The following is a 21959-nucleotide window of genomic DNA, read 5'->3' as shown; positions in this document are numbered from 1 at the left end:
CGTCCCGTGTTGTCTCGTGTGTGAGGTGTTAGGCGAGCGCCTTGCTCGTGTCGACGAGGGCGGCGACATCCACCGCGCGCCCCTGGCTCATCCATTTGCGCGCGAGTTTGAGTTCGCGTGCCGCGTTGATCGCAATGACGCCACGCAGATGGCCGTCTTCCACGAAAAAGAGCGACGCGCGCTTTTCCTTGAGGCTGCCGCGCACCACCGGCGCAACGCCAGCGGGAATGTCGCCGAGTATTTGCAGGTTCACGTCGTACTGATCGGACCAGAACCAGGGGATCTCCGCGTACGGCGTCTTCACGCCGAGCACGGCTTTGGCGGCAGCGATGGCCTGGTTCTGTGCGTTGGCCCACGATTCGAGCCGCACCCGGCGCTTGAGCCATGCGTTCGGATGGTTCGCCACGTCGCCGCACGCGAATACGCAGGAGTCCGACGTTTCCCCGAACTCGTCCACCACGATGCCGTCGTCCACCGAAAGGCCCGCTTCGACCGCCAGCGCCGTGTGCGGCGCGAGGCCGATGCCGGCCACGGCGAAGTCGGCGTCGAGCGTGCTGCCGTCCGCGAAGCTCGCGCGCACGCCGCCCTCCGCACGGTCTTCGAGCGCGAGCAGCACCGCGTTCAGACGCACGTCCACGCCGTTCTCGCGATGCAGTTCGAGCAGAAAGCGCGACACGTCCTCGGGCAACGAGCGGGCGCACAGGCGCGGCGCGCCCTCCACCACGCTCGCCTGCACGCCGAGCTTGCGCGCTGTCGCGGCGACTTCGAGGCCGATCCAGCCGCCGCCCACCACGAGCACCCGCTGGCTGTTGCGCAAACGCTCGCCGAGCGCCAGCGCTTCGTCGAGCGTGCGCAGGTACGTCACGTGAGCGCTCTTCGCGACGCTCGCCGGCAGCTTGCGCGCCGCGCCGCCCGTGGCGATCACGAGCCGGTCGTACTTCACTTCGCGGCCCGAACGCGTGGTCACCACGCGTGTTGCGCGGTCGATGGCAGTCGCGCAGTCGGGTTGCCACGTTTCCACTCCGAGCGCGGCGAATTCGTCGGGCTTCGCAATGCGCACCGTTTCGATATCCGCTTCGCCCGCGAGCACGGCCTTGGAAAGCGGCGGACGCTCGTACGGCAGATGCACTTCGTCGGCGATCATCACGAGGCGGCCGTCGAAGCCCTCCTTGCGCAGCGTCTTCACGACCCAGCCCGCGGCCTGGCCGCCGCCGATCACGACGACGGTGCGCGGCGCTTCTGCCGCGATGTTTTCAGGCGTGGCGCTCATGGCTTACGCTCCGTCATGAATTTGCCTTGCGGCGCATCCGCGTTTTTCTGGCGGCGCGTATTGCCGTCGAGGCCACCGTCCACGGCCCATTCCGCGAACACCGTGGGGCCCGGCTCGAAATCGCGCGGCTGCCATTCGGGCGTGAGTACGTCTTCGTCGGCGTAATACTCGATCAGGCCGCCCGCCGGGTTTTTGAAGTACCAGAAGTACGCCGAGGAAACCGGATGCCGGCCCGGCCCGAGTTGCGTGGTCCAGCCGCAGCGGCTGATATGCAGCCCGCCGCCAAACACCTCGTGGATATCGCGCACGGTGAACGCGACGTGATTCAGGCCCTTCCTGCCATCGGGCAGCGCGAGCAGGAACACGTCGTGATGACCGCCGTGCGGCGCGCAGCGCATGAAGGCGCCGCGCTCCGGATAACGGTCCGAGGTCTCGAAACCGAGCCGTTCGTGATAGAACTTTTCCTGCTCAGCCAGGCAGTTCGTGAAGAACACCACGTGCCCCACTTCCACCGGTTCCGCGCGTTCGTAAATCGGCGACGGCTGATCCACGCGCAGCGTCTGCCCCCACACGTTCGAAGGCGAGCCCTGCACGTCGATCTCGCGCCGGCGCGTGACCTCCACGCGAATCGCCATGCCGGCCGGATCGAAGCAGCCCACCGCATCGGCTTCGCTGTAGTAGCCCGGCTGGCCTTTCAGGCGTTCGCGCAGCGCGTCGAGTTCCGCGTGCGTGGCCACGCCCCACGTTACCTCGCGCAGCGTCGGGCCTTCTTCGAACGCGGCGGGCAGCGCTGCATCGTTCGCGTCGACCACGAGCACGGTGCAGCCGTTGAGCGTTTCGAAGCGCGCGCGCGTTTCGTCGCGCGCGGTTTCCTTCAAGCCCCAATCCGCGAAAAAGCGGCGGCAGGTTTCGAGGTCCGTCACGCCGTATGTAATCTGTTCGATGCCGAGTATCGTCATGTTGCTTGTCTCCTGTCTACCGGGCTTAGGCGTTGGCCCACGGCAGCGGTGCGTCGTTCAAGCCCCAGTAAAGGCTCTTTTGCTGCATGTATTCGCGAATGCCGAGCCGCCCTTTCTCGCGGCCCATGCCGCTTTCCTTCCAGCCCGAGAACGGCGTGGAGATCGAAAACAGCTTGTAGGTGTTGATCCACACCGTGCCCGCTTCGAGCTTGCGCGCCACGCGCCACGCGCGCTTGTAGTCGCGCGTCCAGATGCCGGCGGCGAGGCCGAACACGCTGTCGTTCGCTTCCTCGATCAACGCGGCTTCGTCGTCGAATGGCATCGCCACGAGCACCGGTCCGAAAATCTCCTCCTGGCAGATGCGCGCATTATTCCGGAGTCCTTCTAGAATGGTCGGCTGATAGAAAAAGCCGTTCTCGCGTTCGTCGCCCACCGGGCGCTCGCCGCCGCACAACAGCCGGCCGCCTTCCTCCAGACCCAACGCCACATAGCGTTCCACCGACTCGCGATGCTTCGCGGTAATGAGCGGCCCCATCTGCGTGTTTTCGCGCGACGGGTCGCCCACGCGCAGCTTGCGCGCGCCTTCCACGAGGCGCTTCATGAACGCGTCATAAATCGGGCGCTGCACGAAAAGCCGCGATCCGGCGATACACGCCTCGCCCGACGAACTGAAGATTCCGTACAGCACGCCGTTCACGGCATGGTCGAGATCGGCGTCTTCGAACACGATGGTCGGCGACTTGCCGCCCAGTTCGAGCGAAACCGGCATGAGCTTTTCCGCAGCAATCCGCGCGATGCCGCGGCCCACTTCGGTGCCGCCCGTGAACGACACCTTCTTCACAAGCGGATGGCGCACGAGCACGTCGCCGATCACCGAGCCCTTGCCGGGCAGCACGCTCAGAATGCCCTTGGGCACGCCCGCTTCCTCGCAGATGCGCGCGAGCGCGAGCGAAACGAGCGGCGTGACTTCGGCGGGCTTGAGCACCACGGCGTTACCCGCCGCGAGCGCGGGCGCGAGCTTTTGCGCGTCCGAGGCGATCGGCGAATTCCATGGCGTGATGGCCGCCACGACGCCAATCGGCTCGTGCACGCTCATCGTCAGATAGTCGCCGCGCGAGGGCGTGAGGTCGTCGTCGAGCGTTTCGAGGCACGCCGCGAAATAGCGGAACGTGTTCGCCGCGCTCGCCACCAGCACCCGCGTCTCGGCGATCGGCTTGCCGTTGTCGCGGCGCTGCAACTGCGCGAGCGCTTCGTGGCGCTGCATGATGAGTTCGGCGATGCGATACAGCACGAGCGCGCGCAGATGCGGTTTCATGCCGGCCCACTCGCCCTGCTTCCATGCCGCGTGCGCCATCTCGACCGCATCGCTTGCGTCTTCGGCGCTCGCCGTCGAGACTTCCATGTTCAGCGACTGGTCCGCCGGATAATGGCTCGCGAAGGGCGCGGCGCGCCCCTGGCGCCACTCGCCGGCCACCAGAATATCGCTGTTCGGGATAAGGCTCGTATCGAATGCAGTCATTTCGGGTATCCCACTTCTGTTCGCATCAAATCACGCAGCGCGCGGCCCGGTTGCGCAGCGCGCGAATGGCGCTGTACGCGGTGAGCGCAGAGGTTTTCGGATTGTCGGGCAGCGGCTTGCCGCACATTTCCAGCGACATTTCGCCGAACGCGCCGCGCGCCACGATGCGATGCACGTTGCGCTCCACCGACGGATCGGCGATCAAACGCACCGTGGTCTGGTCCAGACCGAGGCCCGCCAGCGCGATAGTCGCCGCCACGTTCGCGTTCTTCGGAAAAAGCCGTGCCGCTTCGCGCGCGCTGCCTTCGAAAATCACCTGCTCGTGCCTGAGCGCACGCAGGTCGCACACTTTTTCCGCGGGCGTATCGAGCCAGCCGAGCGGCGGCTTGCGGCCCGTGTACAGCACTTCGTCGAGGCCGCCCAGCTTCGCCGCGGAAAGCGCATCGATGCCGCCAATCGCGCCCGAAAGCAGCGTGAGCGTGGCGTCGCCTTCGTCGGCGGCGTGCGAGAGGCGCTCGAGCAGCTCCACATCGGAGAGCGCGCCGATGGAGGCCACCGCGCAATCCGTGCCGCTTTGCAGCAGCGGCACGACGTGATCGACGAGCGCCGCATGACCCGCGCATTCGAGCGCGAATTGCGGACGCGTGGAAAGCGCGTGCACCGAAGAGACCACTTCCACCGCGCCGTCCACCTGTTCGCGCACGGCGGCGGCGTGCTGTTCGGGCACGATCACGTGCGAGACGTGCACGAGCGGATCGGCGGCGACCGCGCGATACACGGTCTGCCCGATCGCACCAAAGCCGATCATCGCGATGTCGATGGGCGCGTGCGGTGCGGCGTGACCGTTATGCATGCTGGGGCTCCTCTTTGCGCACCGGCGGGCCAGCAAATGTCGTTTCGAAGCTGCCCACGGCCTTCATGTCCACTTCGAGCAATACCGGGCCTTCGAACGCGATACCTTCGCGTATCACGGCGTCGGCGTCGTCGAGCGACGAAAGCCGATAGTGCTTGAGACCCAGGCTCGCGCAGAACTGCGAAAACTCCGGCTGGTGCAGGTCCACATACATGCGGCGGCCGCCGTACTGCGCGTCCTGGATGTTGCGGATCACGCCGTAGCACTGATCGTTCATCAGCACGATCATCACGTTGGCCTTTTCCTGCACGGCCGTTGCCAGTTCGCCCACGTTCACCATCAGGCCGCCGTCGCCCACGAGGCACACGGTCTTCGCCGCCGCGTTCGCGAGCGCCGCGCCGATCGCCATCTGCATGCCCTGCCCGATGCCGCCGCCGAGCGCGTGCACGCCCGCGCGCGGCGTGAAAATCTTCAGCAGGCGGTTGCCCCAGGTGCTGTTCGAGATCGTGACGTCGCGCACCCAGTTGTAGTCGCGGCCCACGGCGCGCTGCAACGCCTCAACGAGACGGCGATACGGCCCGAGACCTTTGGCCGTTTCCGCCACGGCGATCTCGCGCGCTTCGGCGATATCGGCCGCGAATTGCGGATCGACCTCGATGCGGTTCTCGAGGCGCGTGGCGAGCGCGTCGAGCACGCGCGCGGCGTCGCCGTGCACGAACAGCGCGTTACGGTAGCCGCGATTGTCGGCGAGCGCGTCGGCGTCGATGCGATAGAGCGGTTGCGGCAGCGCGAGCTTGTACTTGAGCGTTTCGTTGCCGCGCAGGCGCGAACCCACCACGAGCATCGCATCGCAGGTCTTGTAGAGGCGTTCGACCGAAGGGCTCACGTTGAACGCGCCGAGCGTGGCCGGATGATCTTCGGGCAGCACGCCGCGGCCCTGCACGCTCGTCACCACGCCAAAGCCGAGGGCGACGAGGCGCTCAACGGCGGCTTGCGCATGACGCGTGCCCCCGCCGAGCCACAGCAGCGGACGCTTGGCCTTCGCGAGTTCGTTGGCGAGTTGCTCCACGCGCGCTTCGTCGTGCGTGAGCGTCGTAAGGTGTGGCGCCGTGAGATCGGCGGGCCAGTCGGTGAGCGCCGCCTGAATGTCGATGGGAATCTCCACGCTCACCGGGCCGCTCGGCGCCGTCTGCGCCATGCGCACCGCTTCGCGGATGGTAGGCAACGCGGTTTCGACCGAGCGCACGCGGAACGCGGCCTTCGAGATCGACGAGAGCATGCTCAACTGGTCCGGCGCCTCGTGAATGTACGCGAGGTCCTGATCGAGGTATTCGGTTTCGATCTGGCCGGTGATATGGAGCAGCGCCGTGCCTGCCGTAAGCGCTTCGACCATTGCGCCCGCCGCGTTGCCCGCCGCCGTGCCCGTGCTCGTGAACGCCACGCCCAGGCCGCCCGAAACGCGCGCGAGTCCGTCCGCCATGTTGACCGCGCCCGCTTCGCCGCGCGCACCGACGTAGCGGATATTGCCGCGCGTGCCGATGGCGTCGAGAATCGGCATGTTATGGATCGAGATCACGCCGAAAGCGGTTCGGACTCCACATTGTTCGAGAAAGGCGGCGATCAGTTCGCCGACGGTGGTTTTATTAGACATGACGTGCAACGCCTCCAGATACATCGATATGACTGCCCGTCGTATAGGACGACAGGGACGTGGCCAGATAAAACAGCGCCTGGGCAGCTTCTTCGGGGCGGCCGAAGCGGCCAAGCGGAATGTGCTTTTTGCGCGCGAGCGCTTGCGTCCAGTCTTCCCAGCTCTGGCCGGCGGACTGCGCCTGTTCGTCGCTTTCGTAACGCCGGCGCCATTGGCCCGACTCCACGATGCCGATCAGGATCGAGTTCACGCGGATGTGCTCGGGCGCGAGTTCGACGGCGAGCGACTTGATGAGACTGAGCACGCCCGCGCGCGCGGACGAGGTCGCGACCATATGCGGCTCGGGCTGCAACGCGAGCAGCGAGTTCACGCAGACAATCGCGGCGTTGCCTGCTCCGTTGCCTGCGCCGTTGCCTGTCCTGGCGGCATCGCGCAGCAACGGCAAAAACGCGCGTGTCGGGCGGATGATGCTGAAATACTTGAGGTCGAGTTCTTCGCGCCACGCTTCGTCCGACGTATCGGCGAAAGTGGAAACGCGACCTTGGCCCGCGTTGTTCACGAGCATGTCGGCGCGGCCAAAGCGCTTTTCGACTTCGCCTGCAAACGCGGCGACTTCGCCGGCGTCGAGCACGTCGCAGCGCGAAGCGAGCAATTGCGCCTGCGGATAACGCTCGCGCAGGCCGCGTTCGGCGCGAGCGAGGCGCTCGCTGTCGCGGCCGCAGATCGCGACCGTTGCGCCCGCACACAAAAAGAGTTCGGCGGTGGCAAGGCCGATGCCGGACGAACCGCCCGTCACGACCGCGACCTGTCCGGTCAAATCGAGTTGAATCATTTGATCCCCAATGCCTTCATGTAGGGCGCGCCCTTGCCTGCCGGCGCGTGCTGCCGGGCTTGCGACCCGGGCCGGTAGTTCAGGCGCTTCGAGAGTTCGCTCGCCGCGTGGCGCACCCGCTCGATCAAACCGCCGTCGAGCAGTTGCGCGTCGATGCCGGGGCGCGGAATGGTCGTCGTCACCACGGCGGCAATGCGGCCCGTGTCGTTGCGCACGGGCGCCGACACCACGGAAATACCGCGCTCGAACGACGATTCGCTCACGGCGTAGCCACGCTCGGCGTCTTCGCGAATGCGCTCGAAAAGCGCCTCGACCGTCTCCGGCGTGGAAGGCGTGAAGCGTTCCAGCCGCGGCTCGGGATAAAGCGTGCGCAGTTCCGCGAGCGTGAGATCGCCCATCAGCACCTGGCCGTGCGTGGTGGCGTGCGCGGGCAATCGCGTGCCCACGTTCACCTTCACGGAACTGAAAATGGGCGCGTGGCTCTGCGCCTTGGCGACGAATACGATGTCGCGTCCGTCGCGAATCACTATATGCGCGGTGAGGCCCGTTGCGTCGCGCAGCGCTTCGATCAGCGGCAGGCCGAGATCGGTGAGTTCGAGCGAGCTGAGGTATTCGAAGCCCAGACGCAGCACCGCCACGCCGAGACGGTAGTTGCGGTCGCGGTCGGCGCGTTCGAGAAAGCCCAGCGATTCGAGCGTTTGCAACAGCCGGAACACCGTCGTGCGCGGAATGCCGAGGCGCCGCGAGAGTTCGGGCGCGTCGAGCACCGGCTCGCGCGGCGAGAATTCGGTCAGGATGCGCAGGCCGCGCTCCAGACCCGGCACGCGATAGCTGGCGTCGTTGCGTTCTTCTTCGACGTCGGGTGTCATGCCTTAAGCTCCGTAGTACTGAATGTACCGAATGTTCGGCTGAGCGTGGATACGATCAGCGTGCTATACGCGAGCGGTTGTTCGACGTAGCCCGCGTGGCCCGCGCGCGGCACCACATGAAACGGCGCACAGGCGATCTGCGCGAGCCGCTCGCAGGCTGCGGGCGGCGTGATCGTGTCTTGCGCGCCCACCGCGACGGCCATCGGCACGTTGCCCGCGCAACGCGCGAGATCGGCGGCCAGATCGGCGTTCGCGAGCAGATGCGTGGCCTGGGCATAACCGTGCGGCACGATGCGCGCCATATTCCAGCGCACCCAGGCGCGCGCGACTTCGTCGGCGTGCGGCGAAAGCATGTTCGCGCTGCGCGTTTGCGCGAGGCCTTGTGGGCCGAGTTCGGCGAGCATGGCGAGGCGCGCGTCGCGCTTTTCGGCGCGCACGGTGGCGTCGGCGTTGCCATAGCCGCCTGCGGGCGAAATCAGCAGCAGGCCCGCCACGCGTTCGGCGTGGCCGGCGGCAAACGCGCCGGCCATGATCGCGCCGAGCGAATGCCCCACGAGCATGCAACGCGCGATTCCCAGCGCGTCGAGCCAATCCGCCAGCACGCGCACATAGTCCGCCGCAACGGGCGACGCGCTCGCGACCGGCGTGGACGCGCCGTAACCCGGCGCGTCCCACGCGAGCACGCGGCGCGCGCCGCCGAGCGCTTCGAACTGCTGCACCCACGAAGCCGCACCGGAGCCGATGCCGTGCAGAAGCACGAGCGGCAGCGCCTCGCTACCGTTTTCGGCCGCTGCTTCCCGCGCTGCTTCCCGATAACTCACGCTGCCCTCGCCCACCCGCGCGCTGCGCGGCGCAAAGCGCGCGAGCCGGGTTTCGAGCGGGGCGGCGGACAAAGCAGACGTGGGGATCGTGTCGTTCATGGCTTCGGGTTTGCGTTGCGGCTGTGCCGCTTACTTCATCTCGCGCTTGATCTTCGCGAGCGGCGAGTCGGGCGGATACGTCGGCGTGACGGGCTTCGGCGAACCGAGCATCACGCACATGAGCGCGTCTTCCTCGCCCACGTTGATTTCCGTGCGGTACACGCCCGGAGGCACCGAAATGAGGTCGCGCTCGCCCAGCACGGCTTCCCACGTCTCGCCATCTTTCTCGCAGATCACCTTCATCTTGCCGCGCAGCACGAAGAAAATTTCTTCGACGTCCATATGAATATGACTCGGGCCGATGTTGCCGGCCGGAATCACCATGGTCGAAAACGTGAAGCCGCCAGCGGGCACGGTGTTGACGTCCTTTGCCACGCCCGTGCCGCCCGTGCCCACGTAGCGCATTTGCGCGCGGCGGTACTTCGGGTCGTAATCGGCCTGGAACTTCAGCGCGTCCCAGTCGTAGCGGCGTGTTTCGAAGCGCGCCACGCGCGTGTTCATCCAGTCGTCAAAGCTCGCTTCGTCGGGACGGTCCCACGACTTGCGCTCGATATCGGCATCGGCCATGTTTTCTCCTTGGGTTCTTGCGAACCACTCTTCAGTTCTACGAAATCAGTTCATCACGAAGCCGCCGTTGACCGGCAGCAATTGTCCCGTCACGAAACGCGCAGCATCGGACAAGAGGAACAACACCGGGCCCGTCACGTCCTCGGGCACTTGTGCGCGCCGCAGGGCGCGCCCTTCCAGGTAATACGCGTGGCGCTCGGCCGGCACGTAGGCCGTGGCCTCCACTTCGGTGAGCCCGGGCGCAATGGCGTTGACGGTGATGCCGTCGGCGCCGAACTCGCGCGCGAGCGAGTGCGTCATCGCGATCACGGCGCCCTTGCTCGCCACGTAGGCGAGCAGTTTCGGCGCGCCCCACAACGCGGTATCGGAAGCGATGTTGACGATCGCGCCGCGGCCCGATTCGCGCAGCCAGCGCTGCGCCGCCGCGCACATGAGCCAGGTGCCGCGCACGTTTACGTCCATCACCGCGTCCCACGTCTGCACGCTCACTTCGTGCGCGAGTTTGCCGCCCGAGTTGGTGATCGCCGCGTTGTTGACGAGCGCGTCCACGCCGCCCATGCGCTGCGCGGCGTTATCGACGAAGGCGGCAATGCTTTCCGGCTGCGCGAGGTCGAGCGCGGCAAAGGCGACGTCGCGGCCTTCTGCGGCGAGTTGCTGGGCAAGCGCTTCGCCCGCTTCGACGAGGACGTCGCCGAAAGTCACGCGCGCGCCCGCTGCTGCGAGCGCCTTCACGAACGCCGCGCCCAGACCGCGCGCGCCACCCGTGACGATCACGCGCCGCCCGGCGAGCGCGACCTGCGCCGCGAACGTGGCGTCATGCATGGCCGTGCCCGGCGGTTTGCGCGGCGGCGCCTGGCTGGGCGCGCAACGCGTCGAGTTCGGCGAAGTGCTGCTGGGCGCGCTGGCGCAGCATGCGGCGCACACGCGTCATGCCGACGTCGTGCTGATAGAGGAATTCGTGATCGCGCGCATTCGGCGCCATGCTTTCCAGCACGTAGCGGTCTTGCTCCAGCACGGCCCAATGCAGACCTTCCAGGCGATTGCGATACATGAAGCGCCATGCGTCGCGCTGCCAGCCCTGCACCTTGCGCGTGCGCCAGAAATAGACCTGGCAGTTGTCTTCGTCCACCGGCACGGCGAAGCCGATGATGCCGAAGTTGCCTCCCGGGCCGAACTTCTTCTTGTACGGAATGGCAAGACGCATCCACAGGCAGCCGGTCTCGCCGAGTTCGACCCAGTCGAAGTTCACGTCGCGCTGGCCGATCTTTTCGAACATGAGGCCGGATTCGGTCTTGCGCACACGCATATCGGCCTGCTTGTCGCCGTCGGCCATCGAATGCGAGGTGGCGTGCAGATACGCGCCGTGCATCGGGTCCATCACATTGTCGATCGCGTACTGGTAATTGCACTTCCAGTTCGAGACGCACAAAAAGCTTGCGTACTCCTCACCAACGAGTTCTTCCGGCAATTGCAGCGGGGCAGCTTCCTTATGCGCTTCGTCGCCGAACCACAGGAACACCGCGCCGGCATGCTCCTGCGCCGGATACGACTTCACGCACTTCTGGCCTTCGAGCGGGCACGCCGAAACAGCCGGCACGTTCTGCACGGTGCCGCCGCCATCGACTTCGATGCCGTGATACCAGCACGCCACGCGGTTGCCCAGGTTCCAGCCGAGCGAGAGGCGTGCGCCGCGGTGCGGGCAACGGTCTTCGAGCGCGTGGACCTGGCCGTCCTGATCGCGCCACAGCACGATCTGCTCGCCGAGTCGCGTGATGCCGATGGGCGCGTTGCCCACCTGCCAGCTCGGCGCAACGGGATACCAGTAGTTCTTGATGCCGCGGTCGAGATAGGCGCGGATGGGATCGGCGCCGCCTGCGGCTTCAATCGTGGGGGACGTCATGTGGGGTCTCCGTATTCAGTGTTGACGCAGGCTCATTCGGCGAGCAGACGGAATTCGGTGGCAAGGCGCCCGGCGGTCCACGCCGCGCCTTCGGGCGTGCGAAAACCGATGCGGTTCAGTCCCGCCACGACTTCCTCGAGTTCGGCGGCGCCCGCTTCGAACACCTGTTCGAGTGCGTCGCCGAAGTCGTTTTCGTATTGCGTGGGCTCGGCCTTGCGCGTTTGCCACACCAGGTTTTGCGCTTCGCCCGGCTGCTCGATCACGCCCTTGCCGGCGACGTTGTTCGGCTGCGGCGCGAGCCAGGGCTTGAGCCACGGATTGAAATTCACGGGGACTTCTCGCATGTCATTCCACCTTGATCTGGATTTCTTCGCCGGCGAGCCGCACTGAGTACATCTTCAGATCGCGGCCGCCGGGCTCCTTGAGGCACTTGCCGGTCGGGATATGGAACACGGCTTCGTGCAGCGGACATTCGACGGTGTCGCCATCGACGAAACCTTGCGTGAGCAATGCGTAAGCGTGTGGGCAGACGTTTTCGAGCGCGTAGATCTCGTCGCCCACCTTGTAGATGCCGATCTCCGTGTCGTCGAGTTTGAATTCGAGCGGCACGTCCTCGGTCAGATCGCCGGCATGCCCGGCGCAGCGCCATTCTTCAGCCATTTGTCACCTTTCCCGTTCAACCGCGTTCCATATACGGAACACTAGTTCGTGTATGGTCAATTATGAAACGGTCCGCGGAAGAAAAAAACAGAAATCCCACGAGCCTGGGGAAAACACCGAGCGCTCTTCGCAAAATGACATCGCCGAGGTCATCAGGGGTGCCGTTCTGGTTGCCAAAACGCTTACGGCGCGCGTACTTACGCGCAGATGCGGCACCCGGGCTCCGCTTCGCACCTGGGGGAATCACCGTCCCAAAAAAGTGTTTTGGCGTCTCACAAGAGTGACTATACTTTCCATAGGTAGCACGTCTAGCCATATATGGAACAAACGGAGTTACCCGCGAGCGCCTGCCAACAGAAGCACGCCGCGCACTGCCATGGGTATGCCATGCGGTTTGGGTACGCCGGATCAACACCCCGGCTTTTCGTCATACGATCAGGAGTCCAAAGTTGAAGCAATTCATTGCCGCGGGGTTGACGGGCATCTGCGCCGTCTCGTCTGCATGGGCGCAGAGCAGCGTCACGCTTTATGGCAGTCTGGATGCGGGAGTGGCCTACGTGAGCAACGTGGGAGGCCACTCGAAGTGGATGATGGAGCAGGGCAACACGCAGCCCGACCGTTGGGGCCTGCGCGGCCAGGAAGATCTGGGCGGCGGACTCAAGGCGATCTTCCAGCTCGAAAACGGCTTCTACACCAATACGGGCGCGATGGCGAAGGCCAACACGCTATTCAATCGCCAGGCGTATGTGGGCCTGAACTCGGACCAGTTCGGCACGCTCACGCTGGGCAATCAAACGCCGTTTTCGTTCGACACGCTCGGACCGTTCAGCACGGCTTATCTCGCGGCGAGCTGGTACGCCTTCCACCCGGGCAATATCGACCAGTTGGCGGATACGGGCGTCGTGCCGTACAACAACTCGGTCAAATACCGTTCGCCGGTTTTTTACGGCTTCACCGCGGGCGCGATGTTCGGTTTCGGCAACACCACGAACTTCTCGACCGGCAGAACGATGAGCTTTTCGCTTGGTTATGCTAACGGTCCGTTCAAGGCCGGCGCGTCGTGGTCGAACGAGCACGACCGCTCGGTGTCGATGGCGACCACGGGCATCACTGAGTTCCAGGGCCAGCCCGCCGCCACGTATATCGCCGACAAGGTCGAGAACATGGGCGTGGGCGCGTCGTACTCATTCGGCAAGCTGCTCGTGCACGGGCTTTATACGCGCACGAAGCTGCAATCCAACGGCTATTCCGACACGTTCCAGAGCTACGACGCGGGTGCGAATTACCAGTTCACCACAGCCAACGCCGTAGTGGGCGGCGCGGCCACGTCCACGCTTTCGGGCCGCCGATGGACCCAGGCGATGATCGGCGACGTGTATTCGCTTTCGAAGAGCACGCAGGTGTATGTGAACGCGCTTTACCAACGCGCCAATTCCGAAGCCCAGGCCGCCTTCTTCACCGCAGGCGTGGCGAGCGGGCGCAATCAGGCGATTGTGCTCGCGGGCATGCACCACTCGTTCTGATCGCGGCGCTTCAGGGACCTTCGGGGACCTCAGATCGCGTGGGAATTGCGGGTGCGCGCGGCGTGCGCCGCCGTGGGGTCGCTCGCGACGGGCCGGTAATTGAGCCGCGCCGAGAGGTCGATCGCCGCGGCGCACACGGCGGCGACGAGCGGCGCGCGCTCGGCCTCGCCGATGTCCGAGCGCGGCACGGTCGCCGTGAGCGCGGCCACGATACGGCCCGACTGATCGCGCACCGGCGCGCTCACCACCGAGATGCCGGTTTCGAACGACGCTTCGCTCACCGCGTAGCCCTGCTGCGCGAACTCGCGCACGCGCGCATAGAGGTCGGCGACGGTGGCGGGCGTGCGCTCCGTGTAGCGTTCGAGCTGTTTCTCGGGGTAAAGCGTGCGCAGTTCGGCGAGTGTGAGATCGCCCATCAGCACCTGGCCGTGTACGGTGGCATGCGCGGGCAAGCGGGTGCCCACGTGGACCTTCACGGAACTGAACATCGGCTCACGCGTTTGCGCCTTCGCCACGAAAACCACGTCACGCCCGTCGCGAATCAGCAGATGGGTGCTGAGGCCCGTTGCGTCGCGCAGACGCTCCAGCAGCGGCGTGCCGAAGTCGGTGAGTTCGAGCGAACTGAGGTATTCGAAGCCAAGGCGCAGCACGGCCACGCTCAGGCGGTACTGCCGGTCGCCGTTGGCGCGTTCGATGAAGCCGAGCGCTTCGAGCGTCTGCAAGAGGCGAAACGTAGTCGTGCGCGGAATGCCGATGCGCCGCGACAGTTCGGGCGCGCCGAGAACGGGCTCGCGCGCCGAGAATTCGGCGAGGATGCGCAGGCCGCGCTCGAGGCCCGGCACGAGATAGGTGGAAGCGCCCGCGCCCTCTTCGTCCGCTTCGGCGTTCTTGGGGGCGTTCGTTGCGGCGCTCGTTTGGGCGGCGTCCGCATCGGCCTGGGTCTCCTCGGGAGGCAGCGCGTCGCGCTTGGCCGGCCCGGCGCTGCGGCGCGCGGTGCCTGTGGTTTGTTTTGTGACCATTGGCGGCTTGAATGGGTAGACCGGAGTGGACCGGGTTGGACCTTTCTTTTGACGGCGTCAATGATAACGCGAAGCGCCGCCGTGGACGCGCCAGGCAATAGCCGGCAAGGAACCATCGCGCGGCGCCGTTGCGCAACTCACTTCGCCTGCGCGATCCGGTGCAACAACTCGGCCAGCAGCAATCTCTCGCCGGGGGACAAGTCCGGCACGTCGTCGAGGCTCGCTCGCAGTGTCGATGCGACCGCAACCAATCCAGTAGGCGACGGCTGGACCGGGTCCGACAGGATCGCGGCGAAAACGGCGTCGCGCGCGGCTTCCGATACACCCTTGCGCTCGCTCGGCGGCATCTGCAGGAGCGTCAGCGTAACGCCGGTTCCCGTCGCACGAATGAGGTCCACGGCGCGCTCCTCACTGACGCGTAGCCGTCCCGCCCTCGCAATGCACCGTATGCGTTGCCGCAGCACTTCATGCCCCGCCGCGGAAGCTTCGACCATCTCGGGCGATTGCGGCGCCGCCATCAGGCCGAAGATTGCGGGATGCGCCAGCCCGAAGGCGATGTGGGTGTCCCACGCGACACGCAACTCCTCCACGGGATCGCTCGCAGGCTTTTTCCTTGCCTTGCTCGCCACATAGTCGGCGAGGGTTTTTTCCGCCACGGCCTTCAGCAATCCGTTCTTGTCGCCAAACATCCGGTAGAGCGTGGGCGCCTGCACCGATGCCGCCGCCGCGATAGCCCGGGTGGTCGCCGCCTCGCTGCCGCCTTCGGCGATCAGGGCGGCAGCCGCGGCGAGGATACGGGAGCGGGCGTCATCCGCTACGTCATCGGATAAAGGGGGCGGGACATTTTTCATCTGCCTGAGAGCTGACTAGTGATAACAGACAGATGGTAGCATTGATAACGAATAATATCGGTGATATAGTTATTTCGTTAACACTGATAACGCAGGAGAAAAGCATGATTATCGTGACGGGTGCAACGGGAAACCTGGGACGGCGAATCGTCGAGCAACTGCTTGCCCGCATGCCAGCCGCACAGATCGGCGCAGTGAGCCGCGAACCGGCCAGGGCAGCAGCGCTGCATCGCGCCGGCGTAGACGTGCGGCAGGCGGACTTTGCCGCGCCGGATACGCTTGCGGCAGCGTTCGCCGGCGCAACACAACTGCTGCTGGTGTCATCCAACGCCGAAGCCTACGGTGGCGACCCGTTGGCGCAGCACCGCGCGGCAATAGCGGCGGCGCGTGCCGCGGGCGTAAGTCGCATCGTCTACACGAGTCATATGGGCGCGAGTCCGGCATCCGCGTTTCCCCCCATGCGCAATCACGCTTCCACGGAAGCCATGCTGCGGGATTCGGGCATGGCGTGGACGGCGTTACGCAATGGCTTCTATGCGAGCACGCTCCCGATGATCGTGGGAGACGCGCCCACGAATGGCCTTCTGGCGGCGCCTGCGGACGGCAAGGTGTCGTGGACGGCGCACGACGACCTCGCAGAAGCCGCCGCCCGAATTCTGGCCAACGAGGGCTGCTTCGAGGGGCCGACGCCGCCGCTGACCGCCACCGAGGCTCTGGATCTTTGCGATGTTGCAGCCGTTCTCTCTGAACTGACCGGCAAGCAGGTGGAACGCACGGTGATAGCTGACGAAGCGCTGGCGTCGCAGATGCGCGGTCACGGCGTCCCCGATGCCGTTGTCGAAATCACGTTGGCGATGTACCGGGCGTCGCGAGCAGGGGAGTTCGCTGCAACGGATCCCGCCCTGGAACGGTTGCTCGGACGAAAGCCGGCGACTGTCGGAGATGCATTCGCAGTGTAGGAACTTTGCTAATCTTCACTTTCCGCGTGGCCCAGGCGAACGACCATGAACATCGAAGTCACCGACATGCGAAACGAGCGGGACGATGCGTTCGTTGCGTCGCAGCTCAGTGCATATAACGCGCCATTTGCCGAACGGGATTTCAAGCCGCTGCGCGTGTTCGCGCGAGAGGCGGATGGCAGCGTGATGGGTGGCTTGCTCGCGGATACCTACTGGCAGTATCTCGAAGTGCACAAACTGTGGGTCAGCGAAGCGCATCGTGGCGCGGGAAATGCCTCGCGACTGCTTTTGGCCGCGGAAAACGAAGCGCGCCGACGCGGCTGCAAGCATGCCTTTCTCGACACATTCAGTTTTCAGGCGCCCGGCTTTTACCTGAAGCGCGGCTATAGCGAGTTCGGCAGGCTGGAGGCCTTCAGCGGCAAGCACGAACGGTACTACCTGCACAAACGGCTCGACGATACTCAGGATCTGACACGCGATCGTCGTGCACGACTTTGGAAACGGTCGCTACCGTCGCCACCCGAGGCTTCTTTTTCGAGCACCATACCGGCGGCCTTGCGCAACATAAGAGTCGAAGACATCCCGGCCCTGGGTGATCTTTTCCATGCGGCTTTCCTCGGTACTGTTGACGATGGCGGTTTGACAAAAGGTCAGTACGCGTTGAAAGCAACGGCCATCCTCGGCGGCCGATACGGGGCATGGCTTCCAGAGGCGTCGTGGGCGATTGAGCAGATGGGCGGCCTCCGGTCGGCGTGCCTGGTTTCCGATTACAAACCCTACGGTTGCCCGGTTATCGCCTTGGTGGCCACTGCGCCTCCCCACAAGCGCGCGGGCGACGGCGGTATCCTGCTGGATGCAGCGCTCGCATCGCTCACAGCGCTTGGTCATCGAGAATGCTGCGCGATGATCACTGTGGGAAACCTCGCTTCAGAACGTCTGTTTGAGAGTCGGAAATTCCTGCCCTTCTGACCGAGCACTGCTATATCCGGAATTCACGGAAAAGTCGCTCCAGTTCCGCTAGCATTGCGGATAGAGACACGATCCCTGGACAGTTCGACCCATCGCTGTTCCAGGCTCCGATACGGCAATCCGCGATTCTTCCCCACTTCCATGACGGAACCTGACGCCTCGCGCCCACGCGGCATTCCAGTTTCAGGGAACCTCGAACCCGACCCGTCCAGCGACGCCAATCGCTGGATGGCTGCTGTCATCGACCATTACCGCCGCATCCTCAACAATGCGGTGGACACGGCGATCGTGACCATCGAGGCGAGCGGACGGGTGACGGGTTGGAACGAAGGAGCCCGCCGGATGCTCGGCTGGACGGAGCAGGAAATGCTCGGCCGCTCGCTGGCCTGCATTTTCCCCGAGGATGCCGGGGGCGGCTCTGTCCTGCAGGACGAAATCGCCTACGCACTCGGCGGAGGCATCGGCAGATCGGAAGGCTGGCGCGTGCGAAAGAACGGCGACCGGTTCTGGGCGGTCGGCGAGGTGAAATGCCTGCTGGACGGTCAGCCGGAAGCGGGGCTCGTCAAGGTTCTGCGAGACCGGACGGATGCTCGCGAGACGGAAATGGCGTTGCGCGCGCGCACCCAGGCACTGGAGACGCTCAACCGGGCCGGCACGGCCCTCTCGCGGGAAACCGTGCTGGGCAATGTCGTGCAGATCGTGACGGACGCGGGCGTCGAACTCACGGGCGCGGAATTCGGTGCGTTTTTTTACAACGTCACGAATGCGGAAGGCGAGAGCTACACGCTGTTCGCGATATCGGGCGTCCCGCGCGAAGCGTTCTCCCGGTTTCCCATGCCGCGCAACACGGCCGTGTTCGCGCCGACGTTCATGGGCACGGGCATCGTGCGTTCGGACGACATTACGCGCGACGCGCGCTATGGCCGCAACACGCCCTACTCGGGCATGCCCGCTGGCCATCTGCCCGTGCGCAGCTACCTCGCGGTTCCGGTCGTCTCGCGTTCGGGCGAAGTGCTCGGCGGACTGTTCTTCGGGCATTCGCGTCCGGGCATGTTTGGGCAAGATTCCGAGCGCAATCTCTCCGGGCTCGCCGGCGAAGCCGCCGTCGCCATTGATAACGTCCGGCTGTTCGAAACAACCCAGATCGAAATTGCCGAACGCCGTCGCGCCGAAGCCGCCCTCCAGAAACTGAATACCCACCTGGAGGAGCAGGTCCGGCTTCGATCGGAAGAACTGGTGAGGAACGCCGAGGCGCTGCGGCACGCCCAGAAGATGGAAGCGCTGGGCCAGTTGACGGGCGGCATCGCGCACGACTTCAACAATCTCCTGCAGATCATCGTCACGAATCTGGAGATACTGTCCCGCGGCTTGCCGGAAAGTATGGGCCGGCTTCGGCGCGCCGCCGACTATGCCATGTCCGGAGCCAAACGCGCCGGTGCGCTCACGCAGCGGCTGCTGGCGTTTGCGCGCAGGCAGCCGCTGGATCCCAAACCGTTGAACGCCGCCGTGGTCGTGCGGGAAATGTCCGAGTTGCTTCACCGCGTGCTTGGAGAAGCCGTGACGCTCGAAGCGCGGATTCCGCCGGACGTCTGGACAATCGAAGCCGACCCGAACGAACTGGAAAGCGCGCTCCTGAACCTGGCCGTCAACGCGCGCGACGCGATGCCCGCGGGTGGCAGGCTGACGATAGAGACATTCAACAGCAGCGTCGATGTCGCCGCCGCTTCGGGTCAAACCGAACTCCGGCCCGGGCACTATGTGGTGATCTGCGTGACGGACACCGGCATCGGCATGGACGCAGCCACCGTTTCGAGAGCGCCGGAGCCGTTTTTCACCACCAAGGAACCCGGCAAGGGCACGGGGCTGGGACTGAGCCAGGTCTACGGCTTCGTGAAGCAGTCCGGCGGCCATCTGAAGCTGGCGTCGAGGCCCGGCCAGGGCACCTCGGTCAGCATCTATCTGCCCCGTCACGAGACGGGCGCGGAACCCGTCGGCGATAACGAAGCTGCGCGGGTGCCGCGGGGGCGTGGAGAAGTCATCCTGCTCGTCGAAGACGACGCGCAGGTGCGCACCAGTACGGTGGCCGCGCTTCAGGAGTTGGGGTACAGCGTGCTCGAAGCTTCGAACGGAACGGATGCCATCGCCATCCTCAAACAGCAAAGCGTCCACCTCGTGATGGCCGACATGATCCTGCCGGGTGGCATGACCGGCAGGGAAGTGATCGAGCGCGCCAAGGAAATCAGGCCGGGAATCAAGGGGCTTCTGACCACCGGGTACGCGGTATCGCCAGCCCCTGCTGCCGCCCGTCCGCAGGGTGTTCTTTTCGTTGCCAAGCCATTCTCGTTGTGGGAACTGGCGAGCGCCGTACGCGCCGCGCTGGGCGGGTAGAAATCGCGGAAGCGCTCCGCTTTTCCGCGTCGGCCCGAGCGTGTACGGCGATTAACTGCGAAGCTTCACTTACTGCGGCTTTTGCTGCGGATCACCGGGCGACGGCTCCGGCGGCACGTCCCCGGGCGAGGGCTCGGGCGGCGTGTTTTCGTCCGGGATGTCCTCGTCGGGCGGGGTTGAGGGAACGTCGCTCGCGCTGCCCGTGGCTATGCGCGTCGCGCCGCCAATCGCGGGTGGGTCGCTGGCCGGAAACGTGTCCTCCACCGACCTGTCCACCTCTTTTTCGGTGCGGCCCGGGTCGCCCTTCTCAACAGTTTGCGTGTTCATGATTAGCCCCTCCTTGAGAGCCTGGTTGCACTCAAGGAAGCGCAAGCGCCATACCGGCAGTAAGGCGTGGCAGCGCGCGGGGTAAAGTCAGCATGGCTAAACATAGGCGGCCGGCTGCCGATTCAACGAGGCGACCCGTTAGCTCGTGAGACGACGGTACGCGCTCAGATGGCGAACGAGACCCTGAGGATCGCCGCGCTTTTCGAGCAGAATGGCGAGGTTGTGGTGGGCATCGGCATAGGATTCGTCGAGCGCCAGGCATCGCCTGTAGCTTTCCTCGGCGTCGCTGAACCTGCCGAGTTCTTCAAACGCAATCGCGCGATTGAAGTGCAGCACGGCGTCGTCGGGGAAGTGGGCCAGGGCTTCGTCGAACACGTGCAGCGCGTCCTCGCAACGCGCTTCCAGTTCACACAGCAGCGCGCCCAGGTCGACGTAAGCGGCATAAAAGGGTTGCGGCGATATCCCTATCGCTTTCCTGTACGCCCGTTCCGCGCCATTCGCGTCGGAGCTTCTAAGCTGCTCGCCGAGGTCGTACCACTCCTCGGACTGATGCGCCAGATTCTTCTGTGCAGGTGTCGAGTCCAGAAAGACGACATCGCCCTTGATTTCGGCGACTTCGAAGTCCAGCAGTAGCTGACCTGTGACGGCGTCCCATTGCGACGGGCCGGTTCGCACAGCCACATCGTTGCCCACCGCGGAGATTCGTATCCCGGTGAGCGGCAATGCCTCGGGCAACTCGTCTCTCAACCGTGAAAGTGCCTGAATGATCTTGCGCGGCGGAATGCGCGCCTCGCGCAATTGCAACGCCGTACGCAGCAGCACGACATCCTGGAACGTGAAGCGCCAGGCGTTCCTGGGTCCCCGCGAAGGGGTGACGAATCCTGCTGCGACGAGGCCAGAGACCACGCCCCGCGAAACGCCCAGCATGGCCAGCAATTCGCGCATCGAAATCTCGCGCGCCGCGAGTCGCGACGTCACTTGCGCGCCCGGACCCTGGCCGGAGCTTCAGCGGGCGCTTTGGCTGCGCGCGCGGGCGGCTTGCGCGTGCGGGGCGCCACCGGCAGTTCGGCGACGGGCTCCGGCAATTTGCGCTTTGGCGCAGGCGCGGCCTTCGGTTTCGCGCCCCCCTTGAGGCTCGCGCGCAAGGCGTCCATCAGGTCGATGACCTGCCCGCCGCTCGTGGATTCCACCGGCTCATGCGTGACGACCTGCTTGCCCTCGATCTTCTCGTCGATGGCCGCCAGGATGCGCTTCTTCTCCTCGTCTTCGTACGCTTTCGGATCGTAGTTATCTTCAGCACCCTGCTCGATAATCTGCAGCGCGAGTTTCATTTCGGTATCCGAAACCTCGATCCGCTCGACATGCAGGTCGGCGAGCGAGCGCACCTCGTCGGCGTAAAGCAGTTGCTGGAAGACGAGCCCATCGTCTTCGGGGCGCACCTGCACGATTCGCGTGCGTCCCTTGAAGGCCCATTTCGCCAGGGCGCAGCGGCCGCTCTGCGCAAGCGCCTGCTGAAGGAGGCTGTACGGCTTTGCGCCGCGTTTGTCGGGCGCGATGTAGTAGGCCCGATCGTAGAAGACGGGATTGATCGCCTCCTCCGGGATAAAGGCCATGATCTCGACGACATGGCTCGCCGCATCTTCGAGCGCCTTGAGTTCCTCGCTCGTAAAGACCACGAACTGGTCCCGCTCGAACTCGTAGCCCTTGTTCATGCTGGCGCGCTCGACGACATCGCCCGTCTTCTCGGATATGTATTGCTGCTTCACGCGCGAACCGTCGGGCGCGAGCATGTGGAACCGGACATCGGACGAACTCTCGGTCGCGGTGTAGAGCTTCACCGGTATCGAAACGAGCCCGAAAGAGAGCGACAGGGAGGCGATTGAGCGGGCGGCCATGGACTTCTCCTCGCGGATGTTCGCAGTC

At 65.1% G+C, this 21959-nt stretch carries 22 protein-coding genes; 4 read left to right on the top strand and 18 right to left on the bottom strand.

The window, feature by feature from the left end:
- Positions 1-28 precede the first annotated feature (28 nt).
- Genes U5768_RS20075 through U5768_RS20015 form a run of 13 tightly spaced genes read right to left on the bottom strand, consistent with a single transcriptional unit; the run spans position 29 to position 12000 of the window.
- Positions 29-1270 (bottom strand): NAD(P)/FAD-dependent oxidoreductase, encoded by a 1242-nt coding sequence (locus U5768_RS20075; protein ID WP_322032149.1) that lies wholly within the window; start codon positions 1268-1270, stop codon positions 29-31.
- On the bottom strand, positions 1267-2229 hold the full coding sequence (locus tag U5768_RS20070) for a VOC family protein (protein ID WP_322032148.1): 963 nt from the start codon (positions 2227-2229) through the stop codon (positions 1267-1269). Before U5768_RS20070 ends, U5768_RS20075 begins: the two co-directional genes overlap by 4 nt.
- A gap of 25 nt (positions 2230-2254) precedes the next feature.
- A complete protein-coding gene (locus tag U5768_RS20065; protein WP_322032147.1) occupies positions 2255-3748 on the bottom strand; it encodes an aldehyde dehydrogenase in 1494 nt (497 codons plus the stop codon).
- A gap of 25 nt (positions 3749-3773) precedes the next feature.
- Positions 3774-4601 (bottom strand): aspartate dehydrogenase, encoded by an 828-nt coding sequence (locus U5768_RS20060; RefSeq protein ID WP_322032146.1) that lies wholly within the window; start codon positions 4599-4601, stop codon positions 3774-3776.
- The gene (locus U5768_RS20055; protein ID WP_322032145.1) at positions 4594-6252 is read right to left on the bottom strand and encodes a thiamine pyrophosphate-binding protein; all 1659 of its coding nucleotides are present in this window, start codon (positions 6250-6252) and stop codon (positions 4594-4596) included. The genes U5768_RS20060 and U5768_RS20055 overlap by 8 nt, the downstream gene beginning before the upstream one ends.
- Positions 6245-7084, bottom strand: coding sequence for an SDR family oxidoreductase (locus U5768_RS20050; RefSeq protein ID WP_322032144.1), 840 nt, complete (start codon positions 7082-7084; stop codon positions 6245-6247). Before U5768_RS20050 ends, U5768_RS20055 begins: the two co-directional genes overlap by 8 nt.
- Positions 7081-7953 (bottom strand): IclR family transcriptional regulator, encoded by an 873-nt coding sequence (locus U5768_RS20045; RefSeq protein WP_322032143.1) that lies wholly within the window; start codon positions 7951-7953, stop codon positions 7081-7083. The genes U5768_RS20050 and U5768_RS20045 overlap by 4 nt, the downstream gene beginning before the upstream one ends.
- Positions 7950-8873 carry an alpha/beta fold hydrolase gene (locus U5768_RS20040; protein WP_322032142.1) on the bottom strand — a complete coding sequence of 308 codons (924 nt, stop codon included), beginning with the start codon at positions 8871-8873 and terminating at the stop codon, positions 7950-7952. The genes U5768_RS20045 and U5768_RS20040 overlap by 4 nt, the downstream gene beginning before the upstream one ends.
- 30 nt (positions 8874-8903) lie before the next feature.
- Positions 8904-9440: a cupin domain-containing protein gene (locus U5768_RS20035; RefSeq protein ID WP_322032141.1), complete on the bottom strand. Its 537-nt coding sequence runs from the start codon at positions 9438-9440 to the stop codon at positions 8904-8906.
- Positions 9441-9485: 45 nt separating this feature from the next.
- Complete coding sequence (locus tag U5768_RS20030; RefSeq protein WP_322032140.1) at positions 9486-10262, bottom strand: SDR family oxidoreductase; 777 nt, start codon at positions 10260-10262, stop codon at positions 9486-9488.
- The gene (locus U5768_RS20025; protein WP_322032139.1) at positions 10255-11340 is read right to left on the bottom strand and encodes an aromatic ring-hydroxylating dioxygenase subunit alpha; all 1086 of its coding nucleotides are present in this window, start codon (positions 11338-11340) and stop codon (positions 10255-10257) included. Before U5768_RS20025 ends, U5768_RS20030 begins: the two co-directional genes overlap by 8 nt.
- 32 nt (positions 11341-11372) lie before the next feature.
- On the bottom strand, positions 11373-11684 hold the full coding sequence (locus U5768_RS20020) for a recombinase-like helix-turn-helix domain-containing protein (RefSeq protein ID WP_322032138.1): 312 nt from the start codon (positions 11682-11684) through the stop codon (positions 11373-11375).
- 1 nt (position 11685) lies between these two features.
- Entirely contained in the window at positions 11686-12000 is a 315-nt protein-coding gene (locus U5768_RS20015) for a non-heme iron oxygenase ferredoxin subunit (RefSeq protein ID WP_322032137.1), read from the bottom strand.
- Between the two features lie 449 nt (positions 12001-12449).
- Here U5768_RS20015 and U5768_RS20010 point away from each other — a divergent pair, with 449 nt between their 5' ends.
- Positions 12450-13523, top strand: coding sequence for a porin (locus tag U5768_RS20010; protein ID WP_322032136.1), 1074 nt, complete (start codon positions 12450-12452; stop codon positions 13521-13523).
- Positions 13524-13552: 29 nt separating this feature from the next.
- Here the strand turns inward: U5768_RS20010 and U5768_RS20005 are convergent, their stop codons facing one another.
- Both U5768_RS20005 and U5768_RS20000 read right to left on the bottom strand, forming a co-directional pair.
- A complete protein-coding gene (locus U5768_RS20005) occupies positions 13553-14542 on the bottom strand; it encodes an IclR family transcriptional regulator (protein ID WP_322032135.1) in 990 nt (329 codons plus the stop codon).
- A 137-nt stretch (positions 14543-14679) separates the two neighbouring features.
- Positions 14680-15393, bottom strand: a complete 714-nt coding sequence (locus U5768_RS20000; RefSeq protein WP_322032134.1) for a TetR/AcrR family transcriptional regulator — start codon at positions 15391-15393, stop codon at positions 14680-14682.
- Between the two features lie 104 nt (positions 15394-15497).
- On the opposite strand from U5768_RS20000, the gene U5768_RS19995 reads away from it, so the two are divergent.
- The 3 genes from U5768_RS19995 to U5768_RS19985 all read left to right on the top strand — a co-directional run bounded on the left by U5768_RS19995 (position 15498) and on the right by U5768_RS19985 (position 19709).
- Positions 15498-16352: an SDR family oxidoreductase gene (locus tag U5768_RS19995; RefSeq protein WP_322032133.1), complete on the top strand. Its 855-nt coding sequence runs from the start codon at positions 15498-15500 to the stop codon at positions 16350-16352.
- Between the two features lie 45 nt (positions 16353-16397).
- Positions 16398-17321 (top strand): GNAT family N-acetyltransferase, encoded by a 924-nt coding sequence (locus U5768_RS19990; protein ID WP_322032132.1) that lies wholly within the window; start codon positions 16398-16400, stop codon positions 17319-17321.
- Between the two features lie 141 nt (positions 17322-17462).
- Entirely contained in the window at positions 17463-19709 is a 2247-nt protein-coding gene (locus U5768_RS19985; protein ID WP_322032131.1) for an ATP-binding protein, read from the top strand.
- A 69-nt stretch (positions 19710-19778) separates the two neighbouring features.
- Here U5768_RS19985 and U5768_RS19980 read toward each other — a convergent pair whose 3' ends face one another.
- The 3 genes from U5768_RS19980 to U5768_RS19970 all read right to left on the bottom strand — a co-directional run bounded on the left by U5768_RS19980 (position 19779) and on the right by U5768_RS19970 (position 21931).
- Positions 19779-20036, bottom strand: coding sequence for a hypothetical protein (locus U5768_RS19980; protein WP_322032130.1), 258 nt, complete (start codon positions 20034-20036; stop codon positions 19779-19781).
- Between the two features lie 138 nt (positions 20037-20174).
- Complete coding sequence (locus tag U5768_RS19975) at positions 20175-21014, bottom strand: tetratricopeptide repeat protein (RefSeq protein WP_322032129.1); 840 nt, start codon at positions 21012-21014, stop codon at positions 20175-20177.
- The gene (locus tag U5768_RS19970; RefSeq protein WP_322032128.1) at positions 21011-21931 is read right to left on the bottom strand and encodes a Ku protein; all 921 of its coding nucleotides are present in this window, start codon (positions 21929-21931) and stop codon (positions 21011-21013) included. The genes U5768_RS19975 and U5768_RS19970 overlap by 4 nt, the downstream gene beginning before the upstream one ends.
- Positions 21932-21959: the final 28 nt, after the last annotated feature.

Source organism: Paraburkholderia sp. J76, assembly GCF_905220295.1.
Lineage (GTDB): Bacteria > Pseudomonadota > Gammaproteobacteria > Burkholderiales > Burkholderiaceae > Paraburkholderia.
Note: the sequence above shows the minus strand (reverse complement) of the source record. Positions and strands in the feature narration are given on the sequence as shown.

Excerpts from the sequence above, each read along its gene's own strand:
- U5768_RS20030 (WP_322032140.1), bottom strand. The coding sequence starts at position 10,262 with ATGCATGACGCCACGTTCGCGGCGCAGGTCGCGCTCGCCGGGCGGCGC.
- U5768_RS20015 (WP_322032137.1), bottom strand. The coding sequence starts at position 12,000 with ATGGCTGAAGAATGGCGCTGCGCCGGGCATGCCGGCGATCTGACCGAG.
- U5768_RS20040 (WP_322032142.1), bottom strand. The coding sequence starts at position 8,873 with ATGAACGACACGATCCCCACGTCTGCTTTGTCCGCCGCCCCGCTCGAA.
- U5768_RS20075 (WP_322032149.1), bottom strand. The coding sequence starts at position 1,270 with ATGAGCGCCACGCCTGAAAACATCGCGGCAGAAGCGCCGCGCACCGTC.
- U5768_RS20055 (WP_322032145.1), bottom strand. The coding sequence starts at position 6,252 with ATGTCTAATAAAACCACCGTCGGCGAACTGATCGCCGCCTTTCTCGAA.
- U5768_RS19995 (WP_322032133.1), top strand. The coding sequence starts at position 15,498 with ATGATTATCGTGACGGGTGCAACGGGAAACCTGGGACGGCGAATCGTC.
- U5768_RS20000 (WP_322032134.1), bottom strand. The coding sequence starts at position 15,393 with ATGAAAAATGTCCCGCCCCCTTTATCCGATGACGTAGCGGATGACGCC.
- U5768_RS20065 (WP_322032147.1), bottom strand. The coding sequence starts at position 3,748 with ATGACTGCATTCGATACGAGCCTTATCCCGAACAGCGATATTCTGGTG.
- U5768_RS19970 (WP_322032128.1), bottom strand. The coding sequence starts at position 21,931 with ATGGCCGCCCGCTCAATCGCCTCCCTGTCGCTCTCTTTCGGGCTCGTT.
- U5768_RS20070 (WP_322032148.1), bottom strand. The coding sequence starts at position 2,229 with ATGACGATACTCGGCATCGAACAGATTACATACGGCGTGACGGACCTC.
- U5768_RS19985 (WP_322032131.1), top strand. The coding sequence starts at position 17,463 with ATGACGGAACCTGACGCCTCGCGCCCACGCGGCATTCCAGTTTCAGGG.
- U5768_RS20025 (WP_322032139.1), bottom strand. The coding sequence starts at position 11,340 with ATGACGTCCCCCACGATTGAAGCCGCAGGCGGCGCCGATCCCATCCGC.
- U5768_RS20035 (WP_322032141.1), bottom strand. The coding sequence starts at position 9,440 with ATGGCCGATGCCGATATCGAGCGCAAGTCGTGGGACCGTCCCGACGAA.
- U5768_RS19980 (WP_322032130.1), bottom strand. The coding sequence starts at position 20,036 with ATGAACACGCAAACTGTTGAGAAGGGCGACCCGGGCCGCACCGAAAAA.
- U5768_RS19990 (WP_322032132.1), top strand. The coding sequence starts at position 16,398 with ATGAACATCGAAGTCACCGACATGCGAAACGAGCGGGACGATGCGTTC.
- U5768_RS20005 (WP_322032135.1), bottom strand. The coding sequence starts at position 14,542 with ATGGTCACAAAACAAACCACAGGCACCGCGCGCCGCAGCGCCGGGCCG.
- U5768_RS20050 (WP_322032144.1), bottom strand. The coding sequence starts at position 7,084 with ATGATTCAACTCGATTTGACCGGACAGGTCGCGGTCGTGACGGGCGGT.
- U5768_RS20020 (WP_322032138.1), bottom strand. The coding sequence starts at position 11,684 with ATGCGAGAAGTCCCCGTGAATTTCAATCCGTGGCTCAAGCCCTGGCTC.
- U5768_RS20045 (WP_322032143.1), bottom strand. The coding sequence starts at position 7,953 with ATGACACCCGACGTCGAAGAAGAACGCAACGACGCCAGCTATCGCGTG.
- U5768_RS20060 (WP_322032146.1), bottom strand. The coding sequence starts at position 4,601 with ATGCATAACGGTCACGCCGCACCGCACGCGCCCATCGACATCGCGATG.